At 61.7% G+C, this 19572-nt stretch carries 22 protein-coding genes; 19 read left to right on the top strand and 3 right to left on the bottom strand.

Going from position 1 to position 19572, the window contains the following annotated elements:
* Positions 1-571 precede the first annotated feature (571 nt).
* Genes AWB79_RS35060 through AWB79_RS35045 form a run of 4 tightly spaced genes read left to right on the top strand, consistent with a single transcriptional unit; the run spans position 572 to position 3403 of the window.
* On the top strand, positions 572-1687 hold the full coding sequence (locus AWB79_RS35060; RefSeq protein ID WP_061172050.1) for a SpoIIE family protein phosphatase: 1116 nt from the start codon (positions 572-574) through the stop codon (positions 1685-1687).
* Between the two features lie 12 nt (positions 1688-1699).
* Positions 1700-2263 carry a SiaB family protein kinase gene (locus AWB79_RS35055; RefSeq protein ID WP_061172049.1) on the top strand — a complete coding sequence of 188 codons (564 nt, stop codon included), beginning with the start codon at positions 1700-1702 and terminating at the stop codon, positions 2261-2263.
* Between the two features lie 22 nt (positions 2264-2285).
* Positions 2286-2681, top strand: a complete 396-nt coding sequence (locus AWB79_RS35050) for a DUF1987 domain-containing protein (protein WP_061172048.1) — start codon at positions 2286-2288, stop codon at positions 2679-2681.
* A gap of 2 nt (positions 2682-2683) precedes the next feature.
* Positions 2684-3403: a GGDEF domain-containing protein gene (locus tag AWB79_RS35045; RefSeq protein WP_061172047.1), complete on the top strand. Its 720-nt coding sequence runs from the start codon at positions 2684-2686 to the stop codon at positions 3401-3403.
* Positions 3404-3412: 9 nt separating this feature from the next.
* On the opposite strand, the gene AWB79_RS35040 is transcribed toward AWB79_RS35045, so the two are convergent.
* Positions 3413-4447, bottom strand: coding sequence for a LacI family DNA-binding transcriptional regulator (locus AWB79_RS35040; RefSeq protein WP_198399159.1), 1035 nt, complete (start codon positions 4445-4447; stop codon positions 3413-3415).
* Positions 4448-4704: 257 nt separating this feature from the next.
* On the opposite strand from AWB79_RS35040, the gene AWB79_RS35035 reads away from it, so the two are divergent.
* The 5 genes from AWB79_RS35035 to AWB79_RS35015 all read left to right on the top strand — a co-directional run bounded on the left by AWB79_RS35035 (position 4705) and on the right by AWB79_RS35015 (position 9302).
* Positions 4705-5016, top strand: coding sequence for a MocE family 2Fe-2S type ferredoxin (locus AWB79_RS35035; protein ID WP_061172045.1), 312 nt, complete (start codon positions 4705-4707; stop codon positions 5014-5016).
* 51 nt (positions 5017-5067) lie between these two features.
* Entirely contained in the window at positions 5068-6072 is a 1005-nt protein-coding gene (locus AWB79_RS35030) for a sterol desaturase family protein (protein WP_061172044.1), read from the top strand.
* A gap of 35 nt (positions 6073-6107) precedes the next feature.
* Positions 6108-7355, top strand: coding sequence for an NAD(P)/FAD-dependent oxidoreductase (locus AWB79_RS35025; protein WP_061172043.1), 1248 nt, complete (start codon positions 6108-6110; stop codon positions 7353-7355).
* Positions 7352-8194, top strand: a complete 843-nt coding sequence (locus AWB79_RS35020) for a sugar phosphate isomerase/epimerase family protein (RefSeq protein WP_061172042.1) — start codon at positions 7352-7354, stop codon at positions 8192-8194. Before AWB79_RS35025 ends, AWB79_RS35020 begins: the two co-directional genes overlap by 4 nt.
* A 103-nt stretch (positions 8195-8297) precedes the next feature.
* Positions 8298-9302, top strand: a complete 1005-nt coding sequence (locus AWB79_RS35015) for a substrate-binding domain-containing protein (RefSeq protein WP_232471117.1) — start codon at positions 8298-8300, stop codon at positions 9300-9302.
* Between the two features lie 12 nt (positions 9303-9314).
* Here AWB79_RS35015 and AWB79_RS35010 read toward each other — a convergent pair whose 3' ends face one another.
* Positions 9315-9683 carry an NUDIX hydrolase gene (locus AWB79_RS35010; protein WP_061172040.1) on the bottom strand — a complete coding sequence of 123 codons (369 nt, stop codon included), beginning with the start codon at positions 9681-9683 and terminating at the stop codon, positions 9315-9317.
* Positions 9684-9927: 244 nt separating this feature from the next.
* Between AWB79_RS35010 and AWB79_RS35005 the strand changes: the two genes are divergently transcribed.
* Positions 9928-10839 carry a CHAD domain-containing protein gene (locus AWB79_RS35005; RefSeq protein WP_061172039.1) on the top strand — a complete coding sequence of 304 codons (912 nt, stop codon included), beginning with the start codon at positions 9928-9930 and terminating at the stop codon, positions 10837-10839.
* A gap of 53 nt (positions 10840-10892) precedes the next feature.
* Here AWB79_RS35005 and AWB79_RS35000 read toward each other — a convergent pair whose 3' ends face one another.
* Positions 10893-11330 (bottom strand): YjjA family protein, encoded by a 438-nt coding sequence (locus tag AWB79_RS35000; protein ID WP_374728588.1) that lies wholly within the window; start codon positions 11328-11330, stop codon positions 10893-10895.
* Positions 11331-11632: 302 nt separating this feature from the next.
* Here AWB79_RS35000 and AWB79_RS34995 point away from each other — a divergent pair, with 302 nt between their 5' ends.
* Genes AWB79_RS34995 through AWB79_RS34955 form a run of 9 tightly spaced genes read left to right on the top strand, consistent with a single transcriptional unit; the run spans position 11633 to position 19570 of the window.
* Entirely contained in the window at positions 11633-12643 is a 1011-nt protein-coding gene (locus tag AWB79_RS34995) for an ABC transporter substrate-binding protein (protein ID WP_061172038.1), read from the top strand.
* 32 nt (positions 12644-12675) lie between these two features.
* Complete coding sequence (locus AWB79_RS34990; protein ID WP_232471115.1) at positions 12676-13554, top strand: ABC transporter ATP-binding protein; 879 nt, start codon at positions 12676-12678, stop codon at positions 13552-13554.
* Position 13555: 1 nt separating this feature from the next.
* Positions 13556-14368 (top strand): ABC transporter permease, encoded by an 813-nt coding sequence (locus AWB79_RS34985; protein WP_232471114.1) that lies wholly within the window; start codon positions 13556-13558, stop codon positions 14366-14368.
* Positions 14347-15117, top strand: coding sequence for an ABC transporter permease (locus AWB79_RS34980; protein ID WP_061172037.1), 771 nt, complete (start codon positions 14347-14349; stop codon positions 15115-15117). Before AWB79_RS34985 ends, AWB79_RS34980 begins: the two co-directional genes overlap by 22 nt.
* Before the next feature lie 19 nt (positions 15118-15136).
* On the top strand, positions 15137-15922 hold the full coding sequence (locus AWB79_RS34975; protein ID WP_061172036.1) for a class II aldolase/adducin family protein: 786 nt from the start codon (positions 15137-15139) through the stop codon (positions 15920-15922).
* Positions 15923-15960: 38 nt separating this feature from the next.
* Complete coding sequence (locus AWB79_RS34970) at positions 15961-16800, top strand: TauD/TfdA dioxygenase family protein (protein ID WP_061172035.1); 840 nt, start codon at positions 15961-15963, stop codon at positions 16798-16800.
* A 37-nt stretch (positions 16801-16837) separates the two neighbouring features.
* Positions 16838-17557, top strand: a complete 720-nt coding sequence (locus AWB79_RS34965) for a GntR family transcriptional regulator (RefSeq protein WP_061172034.1) — start codon at positions 16838-16840, stop codon at positions 17555-17557.
* 52 nt (positions 17558-17609) lie between these two features.
* Positions 17610-18434, top strand: coding sequence for an SDR family oxidoreductase (locus tag AWB79_RS34960; RefSeq protein ID WP_061172033.1), 825 nt, complete (start codon positions 17610-17612; stop codon positions 18432-18434).
* Positions 18431-19570 (top strand): pyridoxal phosphate-dependent aminotransferase, encoded by a 1140-nt coding sequence (locus tag AWB79_RS34955; protein WP_061172032.1) that lies wholly within the window; start codon positions 18431-18433, stop codon positions 19568-19570. The genes AWB79_RS34960 and AWB79_RS34955 overlap by 4 nt, the downstream gene beginning before the upstream one ends.
* Positions 19571-19572 lie beyond the last annotated feature (2 nt).

Genomic DNA, 19572 nt, shown 5'->3' with positions numbered 1-19572 from the left:
GAGCACGTATTTCGCGGTGTACACGACCGCTTGCGTGTCGGCCCAGTTGGCCAGCGTGATCTTGATCGGCTCGGCCGCCTTCGCGGACAGCGTGAGCGTGACTGTGAAGACTGCGGCCGCGGCTTTCACGGCGAACCTTGCGAATGAGGCGTTCATCTTCGCGTACCCTGTGTCGTGGTGAAGGAGTTGACGCAAAACAGTATTCGAGGGCATAAATGTGGCGTCAACGTCATTTATTTTCCTCGAATCATTACATTGGCTTATGTGTTCGCACGCCGGGCGCACGGATGTTTTTTCCGGTTATCAGCGTCGTCTGGAGAACACAGGCAAACGTTTGCATTCGGCCGTCCTCACGAAATCGCGTCAAAGAACGGATAACGCCATTCCTTGTCATGGAAAGTTCACACAGAAGCCTTAGCGTGCAAGGTTTCTTCATACATTGGCTAGCGTTGCCATGCACCCAGCGTTTTCGAGTTTTCGCCGTTCTTCCGGGCAGAGAGCCTTGCGCACTGCCGGAGACCTGTGTCAGGAAGTGCCGTTCGTAGACGCCGAGGATTCCAACTCCCTGGTGATGGAGATATTCTCCGCGCGTCGCGACATGGGAAGCCTCGCGGTGATCGAAGGGCTTCGCCCCATCGGTCTGATCAACCGCGATATCTTCATGTCGCAGATGAGCAAGCCTTTTCATCGCGAGCTCTACGACAAGAAGAGCTGCATCGCGTTCATGGACAAGGAGCCGCTGATCGTAGAAGCGAACGTGAGCATCGAGTCGCTTGCCTTCAGGACGGTCGAGGCCGGAGAGAAGGCGCTCGTCGACGGTTTCATCGTCACGCGCGCCGGACGTTTCTCGGGCGTGGGCAGCGGTCTGGAACTCGTGAGCGCAGTGGCGGAAATGCAGGCGGAGAAGAACCGCCAGATCATGCAGAGCATCGAGTACGCGAGCGTGATCCAACGCGCCATGCTGCGTGCCTCGGACGAAACCTTGTCGACGCGACTCACCGCCGCCGCGATGGTCTGGGAGCCACGCGATGTGGTCGGCGGCGACTTCTATCATTTCGCGGCTTTCCCAGACGGATGGTTCGGTGCGGTCGCCGATTGCACGGGTCATGGCGTTCCCGGCGCCTTTATGACGCTGCTCGCATCGGCGTCGCTATCAAAGGCGCTCGAGCAGATCGGTCCGCGCGACCCGGCGGCGCTGCTCTCGGCTGTCAATCGCAATGTGAAAGGCCTGCTCGGACAGGTGAACAACGCGGCCGGCGGACCTCAATCCAACGACGGCCTCGATACGGCGTTCTTCTGGTTCGACGCCGCGGAAAAGGTGCTGCATTTCGCCGGAGCGCGGATCGCGCTGCACATCCTTTCACCCGACGCGGCGCAGCTCGAAACCATCGCGGCCGATCGCATGGGTGTAGGTTATGTCGACAGCCGCGCGGACTATACGTGGAATCTGCGCACCGTTCCGGTACCGGAAGGCAGCCTGCTTTTCATCTGCACGGACGGGCTGACCGATCAGGTCGGCGGCCCGCGCAGCATTTCATTCGGCCGGCGCCGCGCGCTCGATCTGATTCGCGAGCACCGTGCCGAATCGCCTTCGAGCATCTGCGAGCGCCTTCGGGGCGCGCTCGCCGACTGGCAAAGCGTGCAGGCACGCCGCGACGACCTCACGTTCTTTTGTGTCCGTATTTAGGCAATCACAAGCATGTCTCAACTACTCGATCAGGACAGCGCCTTTTTCGATCTGGCGCAGCGACGCAACGTACTCTTCTATCACAAGGGTTTTTTCTCGCATAACATCGTCGCGGCGATGGGCGAGGTCGTGAAGTTGCAACTCGAAGTCGCGGGCGTGAGCGGGCCGACGCGTCGCAAGCTCTTTTCGTCTTTTGTCGAGCTTTCGCAGAACATCGTCCACTATTCGTCGAATGCGCTCGCTGAGGATAGCGGAGGAAGCGGCGCGATACGCGAGGGAGCGGTGTGCATTTCGCGCGACGGCGAGCATCACGTGATGTTATGCGTCAATCCAATGGCGACGTCCGAAGTGGAAAACCTGCGCAACAAGCTCGAACCCTTGCGCAGCATGTCGCTTGAAGAGATCAGGCACGCATACAAGTTATCATTGCGATCAGAAACGCCGGAAGATAGCAAAGGCGCAGGACTGGGTTTCCTGACCATGGCGCGCGATGCAAGCGCACCACTCGAGTTTGCTTTTCATCCGCGCGCCGACGAACCCGGAACCACGCTGTTTTGCCTCATGGCCACCATCTGAGCAGGAAGGCGCAAGAACAACCATGGATAACCTCTACATTGCCGCCACGGCAACTTCGCCCGAGATCGATTTTCGTTTTGACCAGCACTCGCTGTTGCTCAAAGGCGAGTCGTATCCCGAGAATGCGGCTGCTTTCTACGCGCCCGTCATCGAGCGGCTGCGCAAGTATCTGGCCGAGAGCGCCGGAGCCGTCGTCACCATAGACGTCGCTTTGACTTACTTCAACAGCTCGAGCACGAAGATGCTGTTCAGCATGTTCGACGCGCTGGATCAGGCGACCGGGTCAGGCAGCCGCGTGCTGATGAACTGGTACCACGATGAAGAAGACGAGACGATCGCCGAATTCGGCGAAGAGCTGAAGGCCGATTTCTCCGCGATCGAGTTCACGGATCGTCCGGTCGCTCATCAGGGACGCTAAGGATGCCTTCGACATCCGCCGTCGATCCGGGCGTGGCGCCCGACCTGTTTCAGAACGAAAGCGCGGCGCTCGACAAGGCGCGCGCCACGCATGCGGATTCCGCCGCGAATGCCGGTGAGTATCGTCAGTCGCTCGGGGAACTGATCGATCACTTCGAGCGCCTGATGCGTGAGACGCGGCGTCTGATCGGCCGCAGCGATCGCGCCGAACGCGAGATGCAGGCGCTTGCGCAACAGCTTGCGCATCGCGCGTCGCACGATGCGCTGACGGGCGTGCTGAATCGCAGCGCCGTCATCGAGCGAACCGCGAAGACGCTGCGCGTGAAGAGCGCGACGATGATCGTGCTCGATATCGACGACTTCAAACGGATCAACGACGATTTCGGCCATCCCACCGGCGATGCGGTCATTCTCGGCGTCGTCGATTGTCTTCGGCGCATTGTCGGTGAGCAGGGCTTCGTCGGGCGCGTGGGCGGCGAGGAATTCACCGTGCTGCTGCCCGGTCATGACCCGGACAAGGCCGCGCTGCTTGCCGAACGCATGCGCGAAGCCATCAGCGACTCGCTGGCCGTCCCGCCGGTGGATCGCCGCATCACGGCGAGCTTCGGCGTCAGCATCAATGAAGCCGGAACCGGCTTCGACACGGCTTACGGCCTGGCCGATGCGGCGCTGTACCGCGCGAAACGAGGCGGACGCAATCGCGTGGAATTCGCCGAGCAATAAGCCTGCGCGCTAGATCGTTTCGACCGTGTGCAGTTCGAAAGGCACGAGTACCGTTTGGCCCACCGCCTGAGGTTCGGAAGACTTCTTCGTGCGGACCAGGGCTGCGATCGCTTCACGTGCGACCCGGTCATACGGATGAGCGACCACCATCGTCAACGTATGATCCACGAGTCCGCCTATGGTCGATTCGAACAGATCATAAGCGACCGCTCTGACGGTCTCCTTGCTTCGTGAGCTCTTCAAAGCAGCGAGCACGCCGCCGACGCCTCCGCAGAAGATGGCCATTCCGGTCAGGTCGGGATGATTGCGGAGTAGTCCCTCGGTTACCTCACGAGAGATCGCATCCGACTCGAACGTCGAGATGGGTTCGAGGATCACGAATCCCCCTTCGTTCTCCCGGAAGTAAGAGCGAAATCCGCTCTCGTTCAAATCGTGGTTCCGGAACCGGTGTGTCCCGACGAGTACCGCGAGCTTTCCCGGACGCTTGATCGTGTGAGCCAGCGCCCAGGCTGACGCCCTGCCGACTTTCCAGCTATCGAGTCCCACGTAGCCCACCGGCACGCGCGCCGATAGCGGCGAGACGAGGCCCAGGACCGGTACCTCCTTTTCCGCGAGCCGATCTATCGTTTCCGAGACGATCGGATGATCCGGCGCAACCACGGCGAGCGCATCGACCTCGTCGCTCAGCGCGGTCATTTTCGATACCGCGCGTTCGGGCGAAAGGTCTTCGACGACCTCTATCCTCAATCGAATGTCACCTTCCGTGGACTCGGCGGCCGCGCGCTCCAGATGACCAGCGAGCGTGTCAGTAAATGGGCGATGCGGCGACTGAAGCACGATTCCAAACCTGAAGGCTGGTCGCGCGGTCGTCGCCACGCGATGTTGCAACGCGCGAAGACCGTAGAACCCGATTTGCTGAGCTGCATCGACGACGCGTTGCGCCGTGGCCTGGCGAACCTTCCCCGTTCCGCTGAGCACGCGATTGACGGTCGCCACGGAAACGCCCGCTGCTTCGGCCAGGTCGGGAATGGTCGGACGAGTCACAGTTATCCTCCGTATCTTGTATCTCATCGTCTCACAAATGGGTGATACGAACATATCAAAAGCACTGAGGGTTTCCCCCGAATTCATATCTTTCGCTAATTAGCACGTCCGAATTACACGTGCATTCAAGATACGAAATGAAACGAAATGATTGCGCGTGTGAGATGGTGATTGAGCCGCGCCGATCCGGGAAGTACATTGATTTCACGTCGACTGCTTTCACCGGGAGCAGTCGCAAGAACATCAAGGAGACAGCCATGGCGCAATGGATTCGCGTCTGCGCGGCAGACGATATCGATCAGGAAGATGTGAAGCGTTTCGATCACGAAGGTCGCACCTTCGCGGTGTATCGAGGACCGGACGATCAGTACTACTGCACCGACGGGTTATGCACGCACGAAGCCGTTCATCTGGCGGATGGCTTCGTGATGGATTACGCCGTGGAGTGTCCGAAGCATCAGGGCGAATTCGACTACCGGACAGGCGAGGCTACGCGCATGCCTCCCTGCAAGAACCTCAAGACCTATCCGGCCCGAGTGGAAGGCGAAGTCGTACTCATCGAAATCTGACAGCACGAGTCACGCGCGCATCATCGCTACAGTCCTTTGGACGGAGACATCATGGACGACCTGCAGCTCGGCAAACGCAACAAGCGCGGCGACTGGGCGCCGAATCAACCGCTGGATTCCGCGGAGCTCTGGGCGTGGCCGCCGAGCCTGCCGCGCGTAGGCAACTGGCTCAAGGGTTATTTCTGGCCGTGGAATATCGTCTTCATCGTCCTTACCGCTGTCTGGTGGAAGTTCGTTCTTCCCGACATGGAGACGATGCGCACGCTAGGCTGGGGATGGACGCTCAAGCTGCTCGGTGCGAACTGGATCGGGATCTTTCTCTTCTATAGCGCGTTCGAGCTTCGCTACTATGTGTTGCGCGTGCAAGGACAGAGCTTCAAATACAACGGCAAGTTTCCCTCGGAACAACCCTCGGACGTGTTCTGGTTCAAGAGCCAGAACATCGATAACTTCATTCGCAGCTTTTTCGTGAGCGTGCCTATCGGAACGGCTATTGAAGTATTCATTCTGTGGTCGTTTGCGAATGGAACGGTGCCGCTGGTTCAGTGGAACGAGCATCCGGTGTATCTGATCTGCGTGTTTCTGCTTGCTCCGGCGCTTCACGAAGTGCATTTCTTCGTGATTCACCGCACGATCCACTGGGGCCCGCTGTACCGTTTCGTGCATTCGGTTCATCACAATTCGACCAATCCGTCGCCGTGGTCGTCCATGTCCATGCATCCGGTCGAATCGGCGCTTTACTTCGGCGTCGCGCTTTGGACGCTGGTGATTCCTTCGCACCCCATCGTCGCGGTGTATCTGATCAATATCGCCGGATTCGGCGCGATCGTCGGCCATATCGGATTCGATCAGCTTCGGGTATCGAACGGTGCGTCGATGAGCAGCCACGCTTACGCGCACTATCTCCACCACAAGTTCTTCGAAGTCAATTACAGCGATAACGGCACCTTCCCGCTCGATCGGATCTTCGGCTCCTGGCATGACGGTTCGCCGGAAGGCGAGCGCCTCATGCGCGAGCGATTCGAGAAGAAGAAGCGGCGCCTGAACGCGACGTGATCGGGCGAATATATCCGGCTCTCAGAGGCATCGACATGAATCTCGACAAGGCAATGGTGATCGTCGGCGGCGGGCAATGCGGAGCTCGGGCGGCGCATGCTCTGCGTTTGAACGGTTGGGGAGGGCCCATTACGCTGATCGGAAAGGAGCGGAGGCTGCCCTATGAGCGGCCGCCGCTTTCGAAAGGTGTGTTGCTGGGCGAGTGGGACGCGTCTCAATGCGAGATTTACGGTGAAGCGTTCTATCGCGAGCAAGGCATCGATGTGATCGTCGACTCAGCGGTTGTGGCAATCGACCGTCAAAAGCAGTTCGCGCGTCTTGGCGATGGCCGTAGCATCGCGTATTCGCGGCTGCTGCTCGCAACAGGCGCTGCGCCTCGAACGCTCGCGGTCTCAGGCCACGATCTGCCCGGCATTCACGTGCTGCGCACTGATGTCGACGCGAACGAAATCGCTCGCGAGCTGCTGCCGGGGCGCCGCATCGTTGTGATCGGCGCGGGTTTCATCGGACTGGAAGTGGCTGCGGCGGCAGTCAGAAAGGGGTGCAGCCTCACCGTGGTCGAGGCCGCGCCGCGTGCGCTCATGCGTGCCGTGCCCGCGTGCGTCTCGGACCTCATCGTGAATATGCACCGCGCGATGGGCGTGGAGGTGCGCTTCGATGTTCAGCTTCGGCGCTTCGTCGGAGACAGCCGAATCAGCGGCGTGGAGCTTGCCGATGGCGAAACCGTTCCGTGCGATCTCGCGATCGTGGGCGTTGGCGTGCAGCCCTGCGTGGACCTGGCTGCTGCATGCGGCTTGCCGGTCGACAACGGCGTCGTGACAGACGTCACGCTGCGAACGGCGGACCCGGCGATCTTCGCCGCCGGCGACGTCTGCTCGTTCGAACATCCTCTCTTCAACCGGCGCGTGCGTCTCGAGTGCTGGAAGAATGCCGAAGATCAGGCGCGCATGGCTGCGTCGAACATGCTCGGGGGCGATGAGGAAAGCCGCTTCGTGCCGTGGTTCTGGTCGGATCAGTACGACATCACGATTCAGATCGCGGGGCTGCCTTCGCTGGGTTCCACCACGATAGTCCGGGAGACGGGCGCAACCTCGCGCGTCTTCTTCGCGCTCTCGTCCGACGGCGTGCTGGTCGGTGCAAGCGGCATCGGCACGACGGGGGAGATCGCCAAAGATATCCGGATCGCTCAGGACCTGATCGCGAAACAAGCCCGGCCGTCGCCGGCAACGCTTGCGGATCGGACCGTGAAACTACGTTCCTTGCTGGTCGCGGAGGCGCAATGAGTCAACAATTTCTGGTCTTTCAGTCACTGTGGGCGATGGAGCGTCGACACACCGACGGCTTCGAGCGTTCGCTGGAAGAGAACGTGCGGATGATCGCGGAAGCCGGCTTCGATGGCGTCAGCGCACACTGCACGAATCGCGACTACTTTCGCAGACTGGCGGAGCTGCGCGCGCCGCTTGCGCTCGATGCGGAGGGTCAGTGCTTTCCGGCCACCGTCGACGATTTGCAGCCGGCGCTCGAGATCGCGACGGAGTTCGGCCTGCACCATCTCGACATTCAGCCGGACGTGCGGCCGCGCACGATCAAGGAATGCGTGACGCTGCTCGATGGCTGGCAGCGGCTTGCCGAGCAGGTGGATTTCCCGGTCTACATCGAAACGCATCGCGACAGGATGACGACCGACCTGTACTTCACGCTCGATCTGCTCGACGCGCGGCCCGATCTCAAGCTTCTTGGCGACCTGTCGCATTTTCTCGTGGGACGCGAGTTCCCGTGGCCGGTATCCGATGAGAATCACGCGCTGATGCGTCGGATCATGGACAACTGCTGGGCGTTTCACGGCAGAGTGGCCAGCCGCGAGCAGGTGCAGATCGAAATATCGTTCGAGCCGCATCGCATGTGGGTCGATCTTTTCTCCGACTGGTGGCGCTACGGATTCGACTCGTGGCGCCGCCGTGCGGACAAGGACGATTCACTCGCGTTCGTCTGCGAGATCGGTCCGAAGCCCTACGCGATCATCGGCCGCGACGGTAACGACACGACGGACCGATGGGCCGAGTCGCTGATGATGCGCGACCTCGCTCGGAAGTTATGGAAGGAAGTAGCGGAAGCATCGTAGGGCAATGAGTTCTTGCCCGCATCAGGTGGGTTCATAACGCGACAAAGGTGGAGACATGAATCGTTCGGCAAAAGGCGCTTTACGCAGCTTCGCAGGTTCATGCATGGCGATGGCGGCGCTGGTGGGATGTGCGATCGGCACGAACGCGCAGGCGGCCGATGCGCATTTCGTGCTCGTCAGCCACGCACCCGATTCCGACCTCTGGTGGAACACGATCAAGAACGCGGTTCAGCAGGCCGATGAGGACTTCAACGTCACCACGGATTACCGTAATCCGCCCAACGGCGACATGGCCGACATGTCCAGACTCGTCGAGCAGGCCGCCGCGCGAAACTACGACGGCGTGATCGTCTCCATAGGCGACTTCGATGTGTTGAAGACCTCGGTCGGCAAAGTGACCGCGAAGCACATTCCGCTCGTTACGATCAACTCGGGCACGGAAGAGCAAAGCGCGCAGCTTCACGCGATCATGCATATCGGCCAGCCCGATTACGTGGCGGGCAAGGCGGCGGGAGAGAAGGCCAAGGCCGCCGGCGTGACCTCTTTTCTCTGCGTGAACCATTACGCCACCAATCCGACGTCATTCGATCGCTGCCGCGGTTTTGCTGATGCCATCGGGGCCGATTACAAGTCGTCGACGCTCGATTCGGGCAACGACCCGACTGAAATACAGACGAAGGTCAGCGCCTACCTGCGCAATCATCCCGGCACGAAGGGCATTCTGACGCTGGGTCCGAATTCGGCGTCCCCTACGCTCAAGGCGCTTCAACAGAGCGGACAACTCGGCAAGATCTTCTTCGCCACCTTCGACTTCTCGGATGACATCGCCAAGGGCATCAAGAACGGATCGATCCAGTTCGCCGTCGACCAGCAGCCTTATCTGCAGGGTTACATAGGCGTCGCCGTGCTTGCCATCGCGAAGAAGGAGCACACGACGGACGGCGCGAAGATTCGAGCGGCGCTGCAAGACAATCCGAAGTTCAAGGAGCGTGTCGCCATGTACGGTCTCAAGCCGATCTATACCGACAAGAACATTCGCTCGGGTCCCGGCTTCATCGACAAGTCGAATATCGACACGGTCATCAAGTTCGCGGGACAGTATCGCTGAGTGGACCGACGACTACTTCCTGCGCCGTTGACTCATGAGTTTCACGATATCGTTCGTCGGCGTGCTGGTCAGAAGGCGAGGGATGTCGTCGAGATGAACCCAGCGACACTTGGATATTTCGTTGCTCGGACGAGCTTTGGCGCGGTTAGGGATTTCGCAGGAGAAGACATGATGGTGCTTCTGCTTGCCGCGAAAATCAAAAAGGTATTTCGCCGACTTGCCCGCAAGCCGCGCTTCTTCCCTGAGTTCCCGAAGCGCCGCGTCCAGGAGATGTTCTCCGCGTTTGAGTATTCCGCCCGGCAACGCCCACTTCGATTGACTGCGAGCGACCAGAAGGATTCGCTTACCTCGGCGGCAGATCACGGTGGCGCGCTTCTTCACGGAACTCCCACTTATGTTCTATGTATTTTCGCGGCGCTCTGTGCGCCATCGTATCGGGGTAGTGCTTGCGTAGCTCGGTATGCTAATACAGAACAGCGGTCTGCCGGCAAGGCCGCAAAATAAGATAGGCATATTCGCCACACTTCACGGGCGCTTCATCAAACCGTCATGAATACCGGGGCCGCAGCGATGTCTGTGGTAATGTCTGTGCCAAAGCCATTTTCGTCCCACCCGAGGCACTGATATGGATATGGATGGTGACTGGCCTTTGCCACGGCCAACCACTTTCTTCAAGGTCGACCGGCGTCCAGCCGGCTCATCGCTTTCAAAAGCGAGCTCCATAGCCAGCACATTTTCCTTACTGGCGACGCCCGTGGTCGCCGAGGCCGTTCAAAGGGCTAGAGAGCTATCCGCCACCAGCGACGCTGAAGGGTTTCATCAGCTTCGTGTCGCATTCAGAAAGCTGCGCGCACTCTATTGGGCCTACTCCCCTTATCTTGGAGAGGAAGCAACGGCCCAAGCCACAGAGGAATTCAAGCGTCTTGCCGCAGTGGCTGGCGGAACGCGTGACTGGGACATCGCGGGCGAACTCCTGAAAGCGGCGCAGGAATCCGGCGCTTCGGTGGAAATGCTCGTCGCCGCCGCACGCGAAAAGCGCGCGCAGGCGGTTGTGCATAGCCAGACGATGATTAAAGGCGACGACGTCGAAGCATTCCTGAACGACGTCTTGTTTCGTGCGCAAACGGCGTTGCAATCGAATTGCAATGATCTTCCCGTTCGCGCGTTCGCCGAGCGCCGTGTTCGTCTTGCGCAGCGCGCGCTTCAAAAGCGCAGCAGGCGCGCGGCTCGCAATGAGATCGCGCATGAAGAGCATCTTCACGATGTCCGCAAGGCCGGCAAGAAGTTGAGATATCTGCTCGAATTCTTTCAGCCTGTCATCAAGGGCGGCCACGGCCGCACGATCAGGAATCTGACGTCCGTGCAAAACAAGCTTGGACTGTTCAATGACATTGCTGCAAGCGAGTTTCTTATCCGCAGTGCGACCTTCAGCGGTGTGCCGACGGAAGTCCTGCTGGAATCGTTGCAATGGCTGAAACAGCAGAAGAACCGCCGAATGCGCGCGGCATCGCGGCGGGTGCGGGCCATCGCGGGCTGAGGCTGGCATGACTTCACGCGTCCCCGCGCCACGCGAGGACGCGCAACTTACCGCTACAGAAGCGATTTGCCCTGAGCGAGAATCTTGTCGCAGACCTGCTTCGTGACCTGTTCCTTCAGGCCGCCGCCGCTCAGATCGACCTGCTTGCCGTTGCCGCTATCGAGAATTCCCTTCGCACCGCTCGTGTATCCCGCGTCGCTCGAAGGCGATCCGCCGAGCTTGCTCATCAGTCCATCCTTCACCGATGATGCGCCGCCGCCGAGATAGTTGTTCTTGATGCAGAACTCGAGAACACCGGCGACATTGCCCGTGCTACCCGATGTCAGCGAATCCATCGACAAACCGCTGGTCAATCCGCCGAGCCCGCCGGCAGTGCCGCTCTCCTTGCCCTGATTGAGAAGATTGCCGAGCTGTGCCTGAGCTACCGGAATGTAAAGCACGGCCGCGGCCAGGATTGCGCCGGCCAGCGTGTGACGCCTCGAAACGATCATGGTGCCTCCTTGATTGATCCCGCACTACATGCGACGTGCGGAGTCTCGTCAGAACCATTCCATGTGGAGGCGACAGGATAGCGCACTATCGCTGGCGCGTCCCGAAGATCGCATCCGTCCACGACATGTCCCGCAACTCACCACAACAGGGCGCGTGATCCGCGCTGGTGACGCCGCGCCCATACGCGAGCGCCGTGCACCACCTTCGCGCCTCAAGAAACACAAGAAACCCCTTAAAACAAGGTGCCTCAGCATGGCACGGATACTGCATTAGCTACTTCATGCATACAAAGGAGGGTTTCATGTTTCGCAACGTCGTCGTTTGCAGCATCCTGGCCGCCAGTTCCTTGTGTCTCTCGCTCTTTCCCGCGTCGAGCGCGCATGCGGACGAGAAAGTCTCGGTCCGACTGCGCTGGCTGCCTCAGGCGCAGTTCGCGGGCTACTACGTCGCCCTTGCCAAAGGCTTCTATAAGGCCAATGGGCTCGATGTCACCATCAATCCCGGCGGTCCCAACATCAATGTCGAAACGCTCGTCAGCTCGGGCGCCGATACCTTCGGCGTAGGCGGCGGCGCGGAAGCACAGCTCTTCGCGCGCGACAAGGGTCTGCCGCTCGTCGCCATCGGCATGATGTTGCAGCAGAGCCCGCACGTGTTCGTCGCGAAGTCGGACTCGGGCATCAAGACGCTCTCGGACCTCAAGGGCAAGAAGGTGTCGACGTGGTTCACCGGCGCGCAATACACGCTCTACGCGATGCTCGCCTCGCAGAAGCTCGAGCCGACCGACGCGAAGGTCGTCCCGCAGGCGGCGTCGATGTCGCCATTCATCGACGGCCAGATCGATGTCGCCACGGCCACGCGCTACAACGAGCTCGTCACGCTGAACGAGAACGGCGTGAAGAACCTCACCGTGTTCAAGCCGTCCGACTTCGGCGTGGTCTCGCAAGCCGATTCGATCATCACCTCCGAGAAGTTTCTGCAGGCGCATCGCGATCAGGCGACGGCCTTTCTCTCCGCCACGCTGCAAGGCTGGAAATACGCGTTCGAACATCGCGATGAGGCGGTGGACATCGTCATGGCCAGCGCGCCCGGCGCGAATCGCGCGCATCAGGCGGCCATGCTCGATCAGTACGCGACGCTCGCCGCCGCGGGCAAGGACGGCAAGGGCGACATTGGAGAAATCGACATGGGTGTCGCCGGGCAGATCCAGACGCGCCTCGCCACGTACAAGGCGCTGCAAAAGCCGGTCGATCTGTCGAAGGCATTCGACACGAAGGTGTGGCAAGGCGTGCCCGTCTCGAACAAGTCGCTTTGATGCCCACTCCTGACGACAACGGAGAGAATCGCATGAGCTCAACGATGGAAACCGCCGCGCCACGTCTCGTGGATGCGCCCGAAGAGCGCGCGAGCATCGCGCCCGTGTCCGGCACGCCGCAGCTGCAACTCGTCAACGTGTGGAAGCGCTTTGGCGATCCGGCATCGCCCACGGTGGCCGTCCGTCACGTCGACCTGAAGATCCAGCGCGGCGAGTTCGTGACGCTAGTCGGTCCTTCGGGTTGCGGCAAGTCCACGCTGTTCAACATGATCGCAGGCCTGCTCGCGCCCGACAGCGACGGCTCGATCCTGTTCAACAACGTCCCGCAGCCCGACGGCAAGCTGCTCGGCAAGGTGTCGTTCATGCCGCAGCGCGACCTGCTGTTTCCATGGCGCACGGTGCTCGACAACGCGATCATCGCGCTCGAAGTCGAAGGCATGTCGAAGAAGGAAGCGCGCGCCCGCGCCCAGACCATGTTTCCCGAGTTCGGCCTCAAGGGTTTCGAGCGCCACTATCCGCAGCAGTTGTCGGGCGGCATGCGTCAGCGCGTGGCGCTGATGCGCACGTTCCTGTTCGAGCGCGATCTGATGTTGCTCGACGAGCCCTTCGGCGCGCTCGACGCCCTCACGCGCACGAAGATGCAGCACTGGCTCCTGCAAATCTGGGCGAAGCACAAGCGCACGGTGCTGTTCATCACGCACGATATCGACGAAGCGATCTTTCTCGGCGATCGCGTGATCGTGATGACCTCGCGCCCCGGCACGATCAAGTGCGAGGAAGTGGTCGATCTGCCGCGTCCGCGCGACCCGTCGCTGGTCACCGATGCGCGTTTCATCGACATCAAGCGCCGCCTGCTCGAAGTGATCGAGGAGGAGAGCATGAAGTCGTTCGCCGCGACGGGAGCGCATTGATATGCAGCCCGTCTCCATGCAAGTGTCGTCACGTCCGCCGCGTTCGAAAGCGCAAGGCGCCATGAAGCTGAAGCGCTGGCTGTCGTCGCCGCTCGCCGCGATCATCGCCATCGCGTTGCTGTGGCAGGCGCTTACCGTCGCGCTGAACGTCCCGACGCGCTATCTGCCGCCGCTCTCGCATGTCTTCGCGGATGCGTGGTCCGTGCGCGATGCGCTCGCCGCCGCGTTCGGCCGCACGCTGCTCGAAACCGTGCTCGGCTTCTTCGCGGGCTCGATTCTCGGCGTCGCGTTCGGCGTGATGTTCGCGTATGTGCGCACGCTCGAACGCTCGTTGTTCCCGCTCTTCGTCGTCGCGCAGACGATGCCGGTGGTCGCGTTCGGCGCGCTGGTCGTGATGTGGTTCGGCAACACGCTGCTCGCGAAGGTCGTGATGGCGCTGTTCCTTTCGTTTTTTCCGGTGACGGTCAACGCCTTGCGCGGCCTGCGCGCGGTCGATCCGAGCCGCGTCGGTCTGATGCGCTCGTTCGGCGCATCGCACGCGATGCTGTTCGCGAAGCTGGCGTTGCCGTCGGCGGCGCCGCAGATCGTCGTCGGCTTGCGTGTGGCGATTTCGCTCGCGCTGATCGGCTCGATCGTCGGCGAATGGTTCGGTGAAACGGTGGGCCTCGGCGTGATGCTGCTGCAGGCGACCTACACCGAAGACATGGTGCGCATCTGGACCACGATCGTCGCGTGCGGCGTCATGGGCAGCTGCCTGTACTGGATTCTGGCAATCGTCGAGAAGAGGTTCGTATGGTGGAAAGCCGCAAACTGATGCTGCCCGCAGGCGTCGCGCGAATTGCGCCCGTGCTGCTGACGCTCGTGATCTTCATCGCCGTATGGGAAGGCGCGATCGCGTTGTTCGACATTCCGCCCTTCGTGCTGCCGCACGTCGCGGATGTCGCCGGACGCTTCGTCACCGATGCCGGCGCGCTCTCCGACGCGCTTGCCGCGACGCTCGCCGAATCCATCGGCGGCTTCGCGCTCGGCGTGATCGCCGGGGTCGCCATCGCGGTGCTGATGACATTCGCGCCGTTCATCGAACGCATGTTGTTGCCGGTGCTCGTTGCGATCAACTCGGTGCCGATCGTCGGCTACGTGCCGCTGACGCTCGCGTGGTTCGGCATCGGCGCGACCTCGAAGGTGGCGCTCGTCGTGCTTGCAACCGGCTTCGTCGTATTGATCAACACCCTGCACGGCCTGAAGCAGGCGGATGCCGGCGCGATCGATCTGTTGCGCAGCTTCGGCGCGTCGCGCATCGCGATTCTGTATCGCCTGCAGATGCCCGTCGCATTGCCCTCGCTCGTCACTGCGATTCGCGTGGCGATTCCGCGCAGCATGATCGTCGCGATCGTCGCGGAGATGCTGGGCGCTTATCAGGGCGTCGGGCGAATCATCTTCGAATCGACGCAGCAGATGGATTACCTCGCGGTATGGGCCGCCGTGCTGAGCGCGTCGCTCGCGAGCGTCGTGCTGTATGGCGTCGCCGTGTGGCTCGACAAACGCCTCGTGTGGTGGCAGTGAACCTGTCAAGGACGCTCCTATGAAAACCAATGACCTCGATCCGCGCGCGCTGCCAGGCGGCGCACGCACCGAAGCCGAACTGCGAGTGGAACTCGCCGCGTGCTACCGGCTGGTGGCGCACTTCGGTCTCGACGATCTCATCTATAACCATATCTCCGTGCGCGTGCCGGATGAGCCGGGCCACTTTCTGATCAACCCGTACGGCATGCTGTTTTCGGAGATCAACGCGTCGTGCTTCGTGAAGATCGATCACGAGGGCAATCAGGTCGAGCTATCGCCTCACTCGGTGAATCAGGCGGGCTTCGTGATTCACAGCGCCATTCACGCGGGACGCACTGACGCGCATTGCGTGCTGCATACCCATTCCGAAGCGGCGACCGCCGTCTCCGCGCTCGCCGAAGGCCTCTTGCCCGTGAGCCAGTTCGCGATGCGCTTCCACGGTCATCTCGGCTATCACGACTATGAAGGCGTCGCCCTCGAAACCGGCGAACGCGAGCGCCTCGTGCGCGATCTCGGCCCGCATTCGATGCTCGTGCTGCGCAATCACGGTGTGCTGAGCGTGGGCCGCACCGTGGCCGAAGCCTTCATGCTGATCTACACCTTCGAGAAGGCCGCGCGCATTCAGTTGATGGCGCAGGCAGCCGTTGCGGGCGGCGCGCATCTGCAATTGCCCGACGAGCGCGTGAGTCGTCTCGCATCGGAGCAATTCAACAAGCAATCAGGCGACATCCTGCCCGCGGGCACGCGCGAATGGCCCGCGTTCCTGCGCCTGCTCGACCGCATTGATCCTTCTTATCGCGACTGAAGCGACTGAACCTCAACGACACCAGGAGAACCCGAAACATGGAATTGCGCGCGCTCACTCCGTTCATGGGCATGGAAGTTCGCGGCATCGACTTGCGCCAGCCGGTCGGCGATGCCGACTTCGCACTGATCCGTCATGCGCTCAATACGCATTCTGTCCTGCTGTTTCGCGATCAGGCACTGGCCGAAGCGGATCACGTCTCGTTCTCGCGGCGCTTCGGGCCGTTGCTCACCCACGTGCTCACGCAGTTCCTGAAAGAAGCGCATCCGGAGATCTACGTGTTGTCGAACGTGGTCGATGCGGGCAAGGCCATCGGCAATCACAAGGAAGGCTGGAACTGGCATTCGGACCTTTCGTACAAGGCCGAACCGTGTCTCGGCTCGCTGCTCTACGCGATCGAAACGCCGCCCGAAGGCGCGGACACGCTGTTCGCTTCGATGCACGCCGCATGGGACGCGCTCGACGAGGATGCGCAGCAACGCATCCGTCACATGAAGGCCGTGCACTCCTATGCCGCGTACTACGGCAAGGCCTTCGCGGACCGCAATCCGCTCTCCGATGAACAGAAGGCGAAGACGCCCGATGTCGCGCATCCGCTCGTGCGCACGCATCCGGAGACGGGACGTCTGTCGTTGTACGTGGGCGAGGACGTGGTGAAGGAAATCGAAGGGCTGTCGGCCGGGGAAAGCGAAACGCTGCTGGCCGAACTGAACGGCCACGCGATCGATCCGGCCTTCACGCACCGCCATGTGTGGCAGCCGGGCGACCTGATCATCTGGGACAACCGCTCGACGATGCATCGCGCCACGCCCTACGACGACGTGAAGTATCGCCGCGTCATGCACCGCACGACGGTCGCGGGCGACCGGCCGTTTTGACGCGCCGTCGCAAGCATAAGCAAGGAGACATTCGATCATGACCACCGACGCTGGCAAAGTGCTGCCGATCCCTGTCGTCGCCAATGGCGAGCGTGGCGCGACGCTTTCCGAGACCGTGCAGAAAGCGCTCGAAAACGCGATCTTCAGCGGTGAGCTCGCGCCCGGCGAGCGGCTCGACGAAAGCGAGATCGCGAGCCGTTTCCAGGCGTCGCGGACGCCGGTGCGCGAAGCGTTCAAGGCGCTCGAGGCACTCGGACTCGTCGAGATCCGTCAGCGTCAGGGCGTGACGGTCGCGACCTTGTCGCTGCCGGTCCTGATCGAGATGTTCCATGTGATGGCGGCGCTCGAAGGGCTGTGTGCGCGTTTCGCCGCGCGCCGCGCGACTTCCGCGCAGAAGCAGGCACTGGTGAAGACGCACGCGGAACTCGCCGCCGCGCTCGCGGCGGACGACAGCGTGCGCTTCTACGAAATCAATCAGCAGTTTCACGACCAGTTATACGACGCGTCGAACACGTCGTGGCTGGCCGAGCAGACGCGCAACCTGCGCAAACGCGTGGCGCCATACCGGCGCTATGTGACGAAGCAGCCCGGCCGCATGGCCGCGACGATGCCCGAGCATCAACGCATCATCGACGCGCTGCACGCCGCCGATGCGCAGGCTGCGTACGACGCAGCCGTCGATCACGTCAATCTGCTGGGCGACGACATGGTCGATTTCATTTCCGCAATCCCCGGCATTGCCTCCAGCGCTGCATGAGCGATGAGAGCTTCGCCCTATTTCTCGACTCAACATCGCAAAGAGAACCAACATGAATCTGGAACTGAGTGGCAAGACCGTCCTCATCACGGGGGCATCGAAAGGCATCGGGCTCGCGGCCGCGTGGGCCTTCGCGGCTGAACGCTGCAATCTGCATCTGGCCGCGCGCAACGCCGATGCGCTGCTCGAAGCGCGCGAAGCGATCCGCGCGAAACACGGCGTGAACGTCGAAGTGCATCCGATGGACCTCGGCGCGCTCGGCGCGATGAAGGCGCTGGCCGAACGCGTCGGCGATATCGACATTCTCATCAACAACGCCGGCGACATTCCGTCGGGTCCGCTGGACGCGATCGAACCGGAAGCTGTGCGGCGCGGTTTCGAGCTGAAGGTGTTCGGCTATATGGAGCTCACGCGCGAATATCTGCCGCGCATGAAGGCGCAGGGCGGCGGTGTGATCGTCAACGACATCGGCAATTCGGGCGAGAACTGGGACGCGAACTACGTCGCCGGATCGACGGGCAATGCGGCGTTGATGGCCTTCACGCGCGCCCTCGGCGGCGTGAGTCTCGATGACAACGTTCGCGTCGTCGGCGTGAATCCGGGCCCGGTCGAAACCGATCGCATGGTCAAGCTGATGAAGCGCCGCGCCGTCGACATGTACGGCGACGAAGGCCGCTGGCGCGAACTGTTCAAGATGTATCCGGGCGGACGTCCGGCTTATGCGAACGAAGTCGCCGAGCTGATGGTGTTCCTCGCATCGCCGCGCGCCGCGTATATCACCGGCACGGTGGTGACGATCGACGGCGGCATCGCGGCGCGTGGTTCGATCATCAAGACGAGCAAGCTGGCCATGGCCGCCGAGTCGGAGGAAGCATGAGCACCGCAGAAATCCGCAATCAGTACTTCGACAAGCTGTTCAACACGCCGGGTCTCATGTGGCTCGGGCAGAACACGAACCATATGCCGACGCATCCGGCCGTGCGCGCCGCGATGCACGCCGCCATCGACGACGCATCGTTCAACGCCTACGCGCCGCCGCTCGGGCTCGAAGCCCTGCGTCATGCGATCGTCGCCGATCTCGGCTTGCCCGATGCGAAAGCCGTGGTCACCGATGGCGCCGTCGCCGCGCTGGCGCTCGCGTGCCGCGCGACGTGCGGCGCGGGCAAAGGCTTCGTCACGACCGATCCCGGCTGGAAATGGCCGCTGCAGTTCGCGCAGCGCGCGGGTTCGCCGATCACCGAGATTCCGATCTACGGCGAAGCGCATCGGTACCGGTTGAGCATCGACGCACTGAAGGCATCGACGGGCGAAGACACTGCCGTGATCTATCTCGTCGATCCGAACAATCCGCTCGGCGTCTGCTACACGCGCGACGAGATCGCCGCGTTCGCCTCGCGTGCGAAGGAACTCGGCGCGATTTTGATCCACGACTGCACGTATCGCGATTTCGCCGACGATCACACGCTCGCGGCGCAGTTCTATCCGGAAGGCACGATCACCATCGTCAGCTTCTCGAAGTGGCTCGGTTTCGCGGGCTTGCGTCTGGGTGCGCTGGTCGCGGCGCCGGAACTGCTCGAACGCGTGTTGCCGTATTCCGAAGCGCCGCTCGGCGCGAGCGTCGTCGCGCAGGCGGGCGCGCTCGCCGGCTTCGCCGTGAAGCACGAATGGATGCGCGAACTGAAGTCGCTGGTGCGCGCGAATCAGGCGGCGGTCGCGGAAACCGTCGCGGGATTGCCGGGGCTCAAGGTCGCGGTGTATCCGTCGCACGCGAATTTCCTCGTGATCGAATGCGCCGATGCCAACGTGCGCCCCGAAGCGCTCGTCGCCGAACTGGGCGCTGCGAACATCATGGTGCGGCAGGGCGCGTATCACACGCCGCGCTTCGGCGATCGCTTCATCAAGGTGTCGCTTTCCGTGCCCGCGCAATGGGCGCGCGCATTCTGCGAAGCGTTGCCCGCCGCGCTCGATGCGGCCCGCGCGCGCGGCGATGCGCCTGTCGATGCACAGTTCTGAGG

The organism is Caballeronia hypogeia, assembly GCF_001544875.2.
Lineage (GTDB): Bacteria > Pseudomonadota > Gammaproteobacteria > Burkholderiales > Burkholderiaceae > Caballeronia > Caballeronia hypogeia.
Note: the sequence above shows the minus strand (reverse complement) of the source record. Positions and strands in the feature narration are given on the sequence as shown.

What these genes read in the sequence shown, in the direction of transcription:
- AWB79_RS35060 (WP_061172050.1), top strand. Translation starts at nt 572, where the DNA reads ATGGAGATATTCTCCGCGCGTCGCGACATGGGAAGCCTCGCGGTGATC.
- AWB79_RS35055 (WP_061172049.1), top strand. Translation starts at nt 1,700, where the DNA reads ATGTCTCAACTACTCGATCAGGACAGCGCCTTTTTCGATCTGGCGCAG.
- AWB79_RS35050 (WP_061172048.1), top strand. Translation starts at nt 2,286, where the DNA reads ATGGATAACCTCTACATTGCCGCCACGGCAACTTCGCCCGAGATCGAT.
- AWB79_RS35045 (WP_061172047.1), top strand. Translation starts at nt 2,684, where the DNA reads ATGCCTTCGACATCCGCCGTCGATCCGGGCGTGGCGCCCGACCTGTTT.
- AWB79_RS35035 (WP_061172045.1), top strand. Translation starts at nt 4,705, where the DNA reads ATGGCGCAATGGATTCGCGTCTGCGCGGCAGACGATATCGATCAGGAA.
- AWB79_RS35030 (WP_061172044.1), top strand. Translation starts at nt 5,068, where the DNA reads ATGGACGACCTGCAGCTCGGCAAACGCAACAAGCGCGGCGACTGGGCG.
- AWB79_RS35025 (WP_061172043.1), top strand. Translation starts at nt 6,108, where the DNA reads ATGAATCTCGACAAGGCAATGGTGATCGTCGGCGGCGGGCAATGCGGA.
- AWB79_RS35020 (WP_061172042.1), top strand. Translation starts at nt 7,352, where the DNA reads ATGAGTCAACAATTTCTGGTCTTTCAGTCACTGTGGGCGATGGAGCGT.
- AWB79_RS35015 (WP_232471117.1), top strand. Translation starts at nt 8,298, where the DNA reads ATGGCGATGGCGGCGCTGGTGGGATGTGCGATCGGCACGAACGCGCAG.
- AWB79_RS35005 (WP_061172039.1), top strand. Translation starts at nt 9,928, where the DNA reads ATGGATATGGATGGTGACTGGCCTTTGCCACGGCCAACCACTTTCTTC.
- AWB79_RS35000 (WP_374728588.1), bottom strand. Translation starts at nt 11,330, where the DNA reads ATGATCGTTTCGAGGCGTCACACGCTGGCCGGCGCAATCCTGGCCGCG.
- AWB79_RS34995 (WP_061172038.1), top strand. Translation starts at nt 11,633, where the DNA reads ATGTTTCGCAACGTCGTCGTTTGCAGCATCCTGGCCGCCAGTTCCTTG.
- AWB79_RS34990 (WP_232471115.1), top strand. Translation starts at nt 12,676, where the DNA reads ATGAGCTCAACGATGGAAACCGCCGCGCCACGTCTCGTGGATGCGCCC.
- AWB79_RS34985 (WP_232471114.1), top strand. Translation starts at nt 13,556, where the DNA reads ATGCAGCCCGTCTCCATGCAAGTGTCGTCACGTCCGCCGCGTTCGAAA.
- AWB79_RS34980 (WP_061172037.1), top strand. Translation starts at nt 14,347, where the DNA reads ATGGTGGAAAGCCGCAAACTGATGCTGCCCGCAGGCGTCGCGCGAATT.
- AWB79_RS34975 (WP_061172036.1), top strand. Translation starts at nt 15,137, where the DNA reads ATGAAAACCAATGACCTCGATCCGCGCGCGCTGCCAGGCGGCGCACGC.
- AWB79_RS34970 (WP_061172035.1), top strand. Translation starts at nt 15,961, where the DNA reads ATGGAATTGCGCGCGCTCACTCCGTTCATGGGCATGGAAGTTCGCGGC.
- AWB79_RS34965 (WP_061172034.1), top strand. Translation starts at nt 16,838, where the DNA reads ATGACCACCGACGCTGGCAAAGTGCTGCCGATCCCTGTCGTCGCCAAT.
- AWB79_RS34960 (WP_061172033.1), top strand. Translation starts at nt 17,610, where the DNA reads ATGAATCTGGAACTGAGTGGCAAGACCGTCCTCATCACGGGGGCATCG.
- AWB79_RS34955 (WP_061172032.1), top strand. Translation starts at nt 18,431, where the DNA reads ATGAGCACCGCAGAAATCCGCAATCAGTACTTCGACAAGCTGTTCAAC.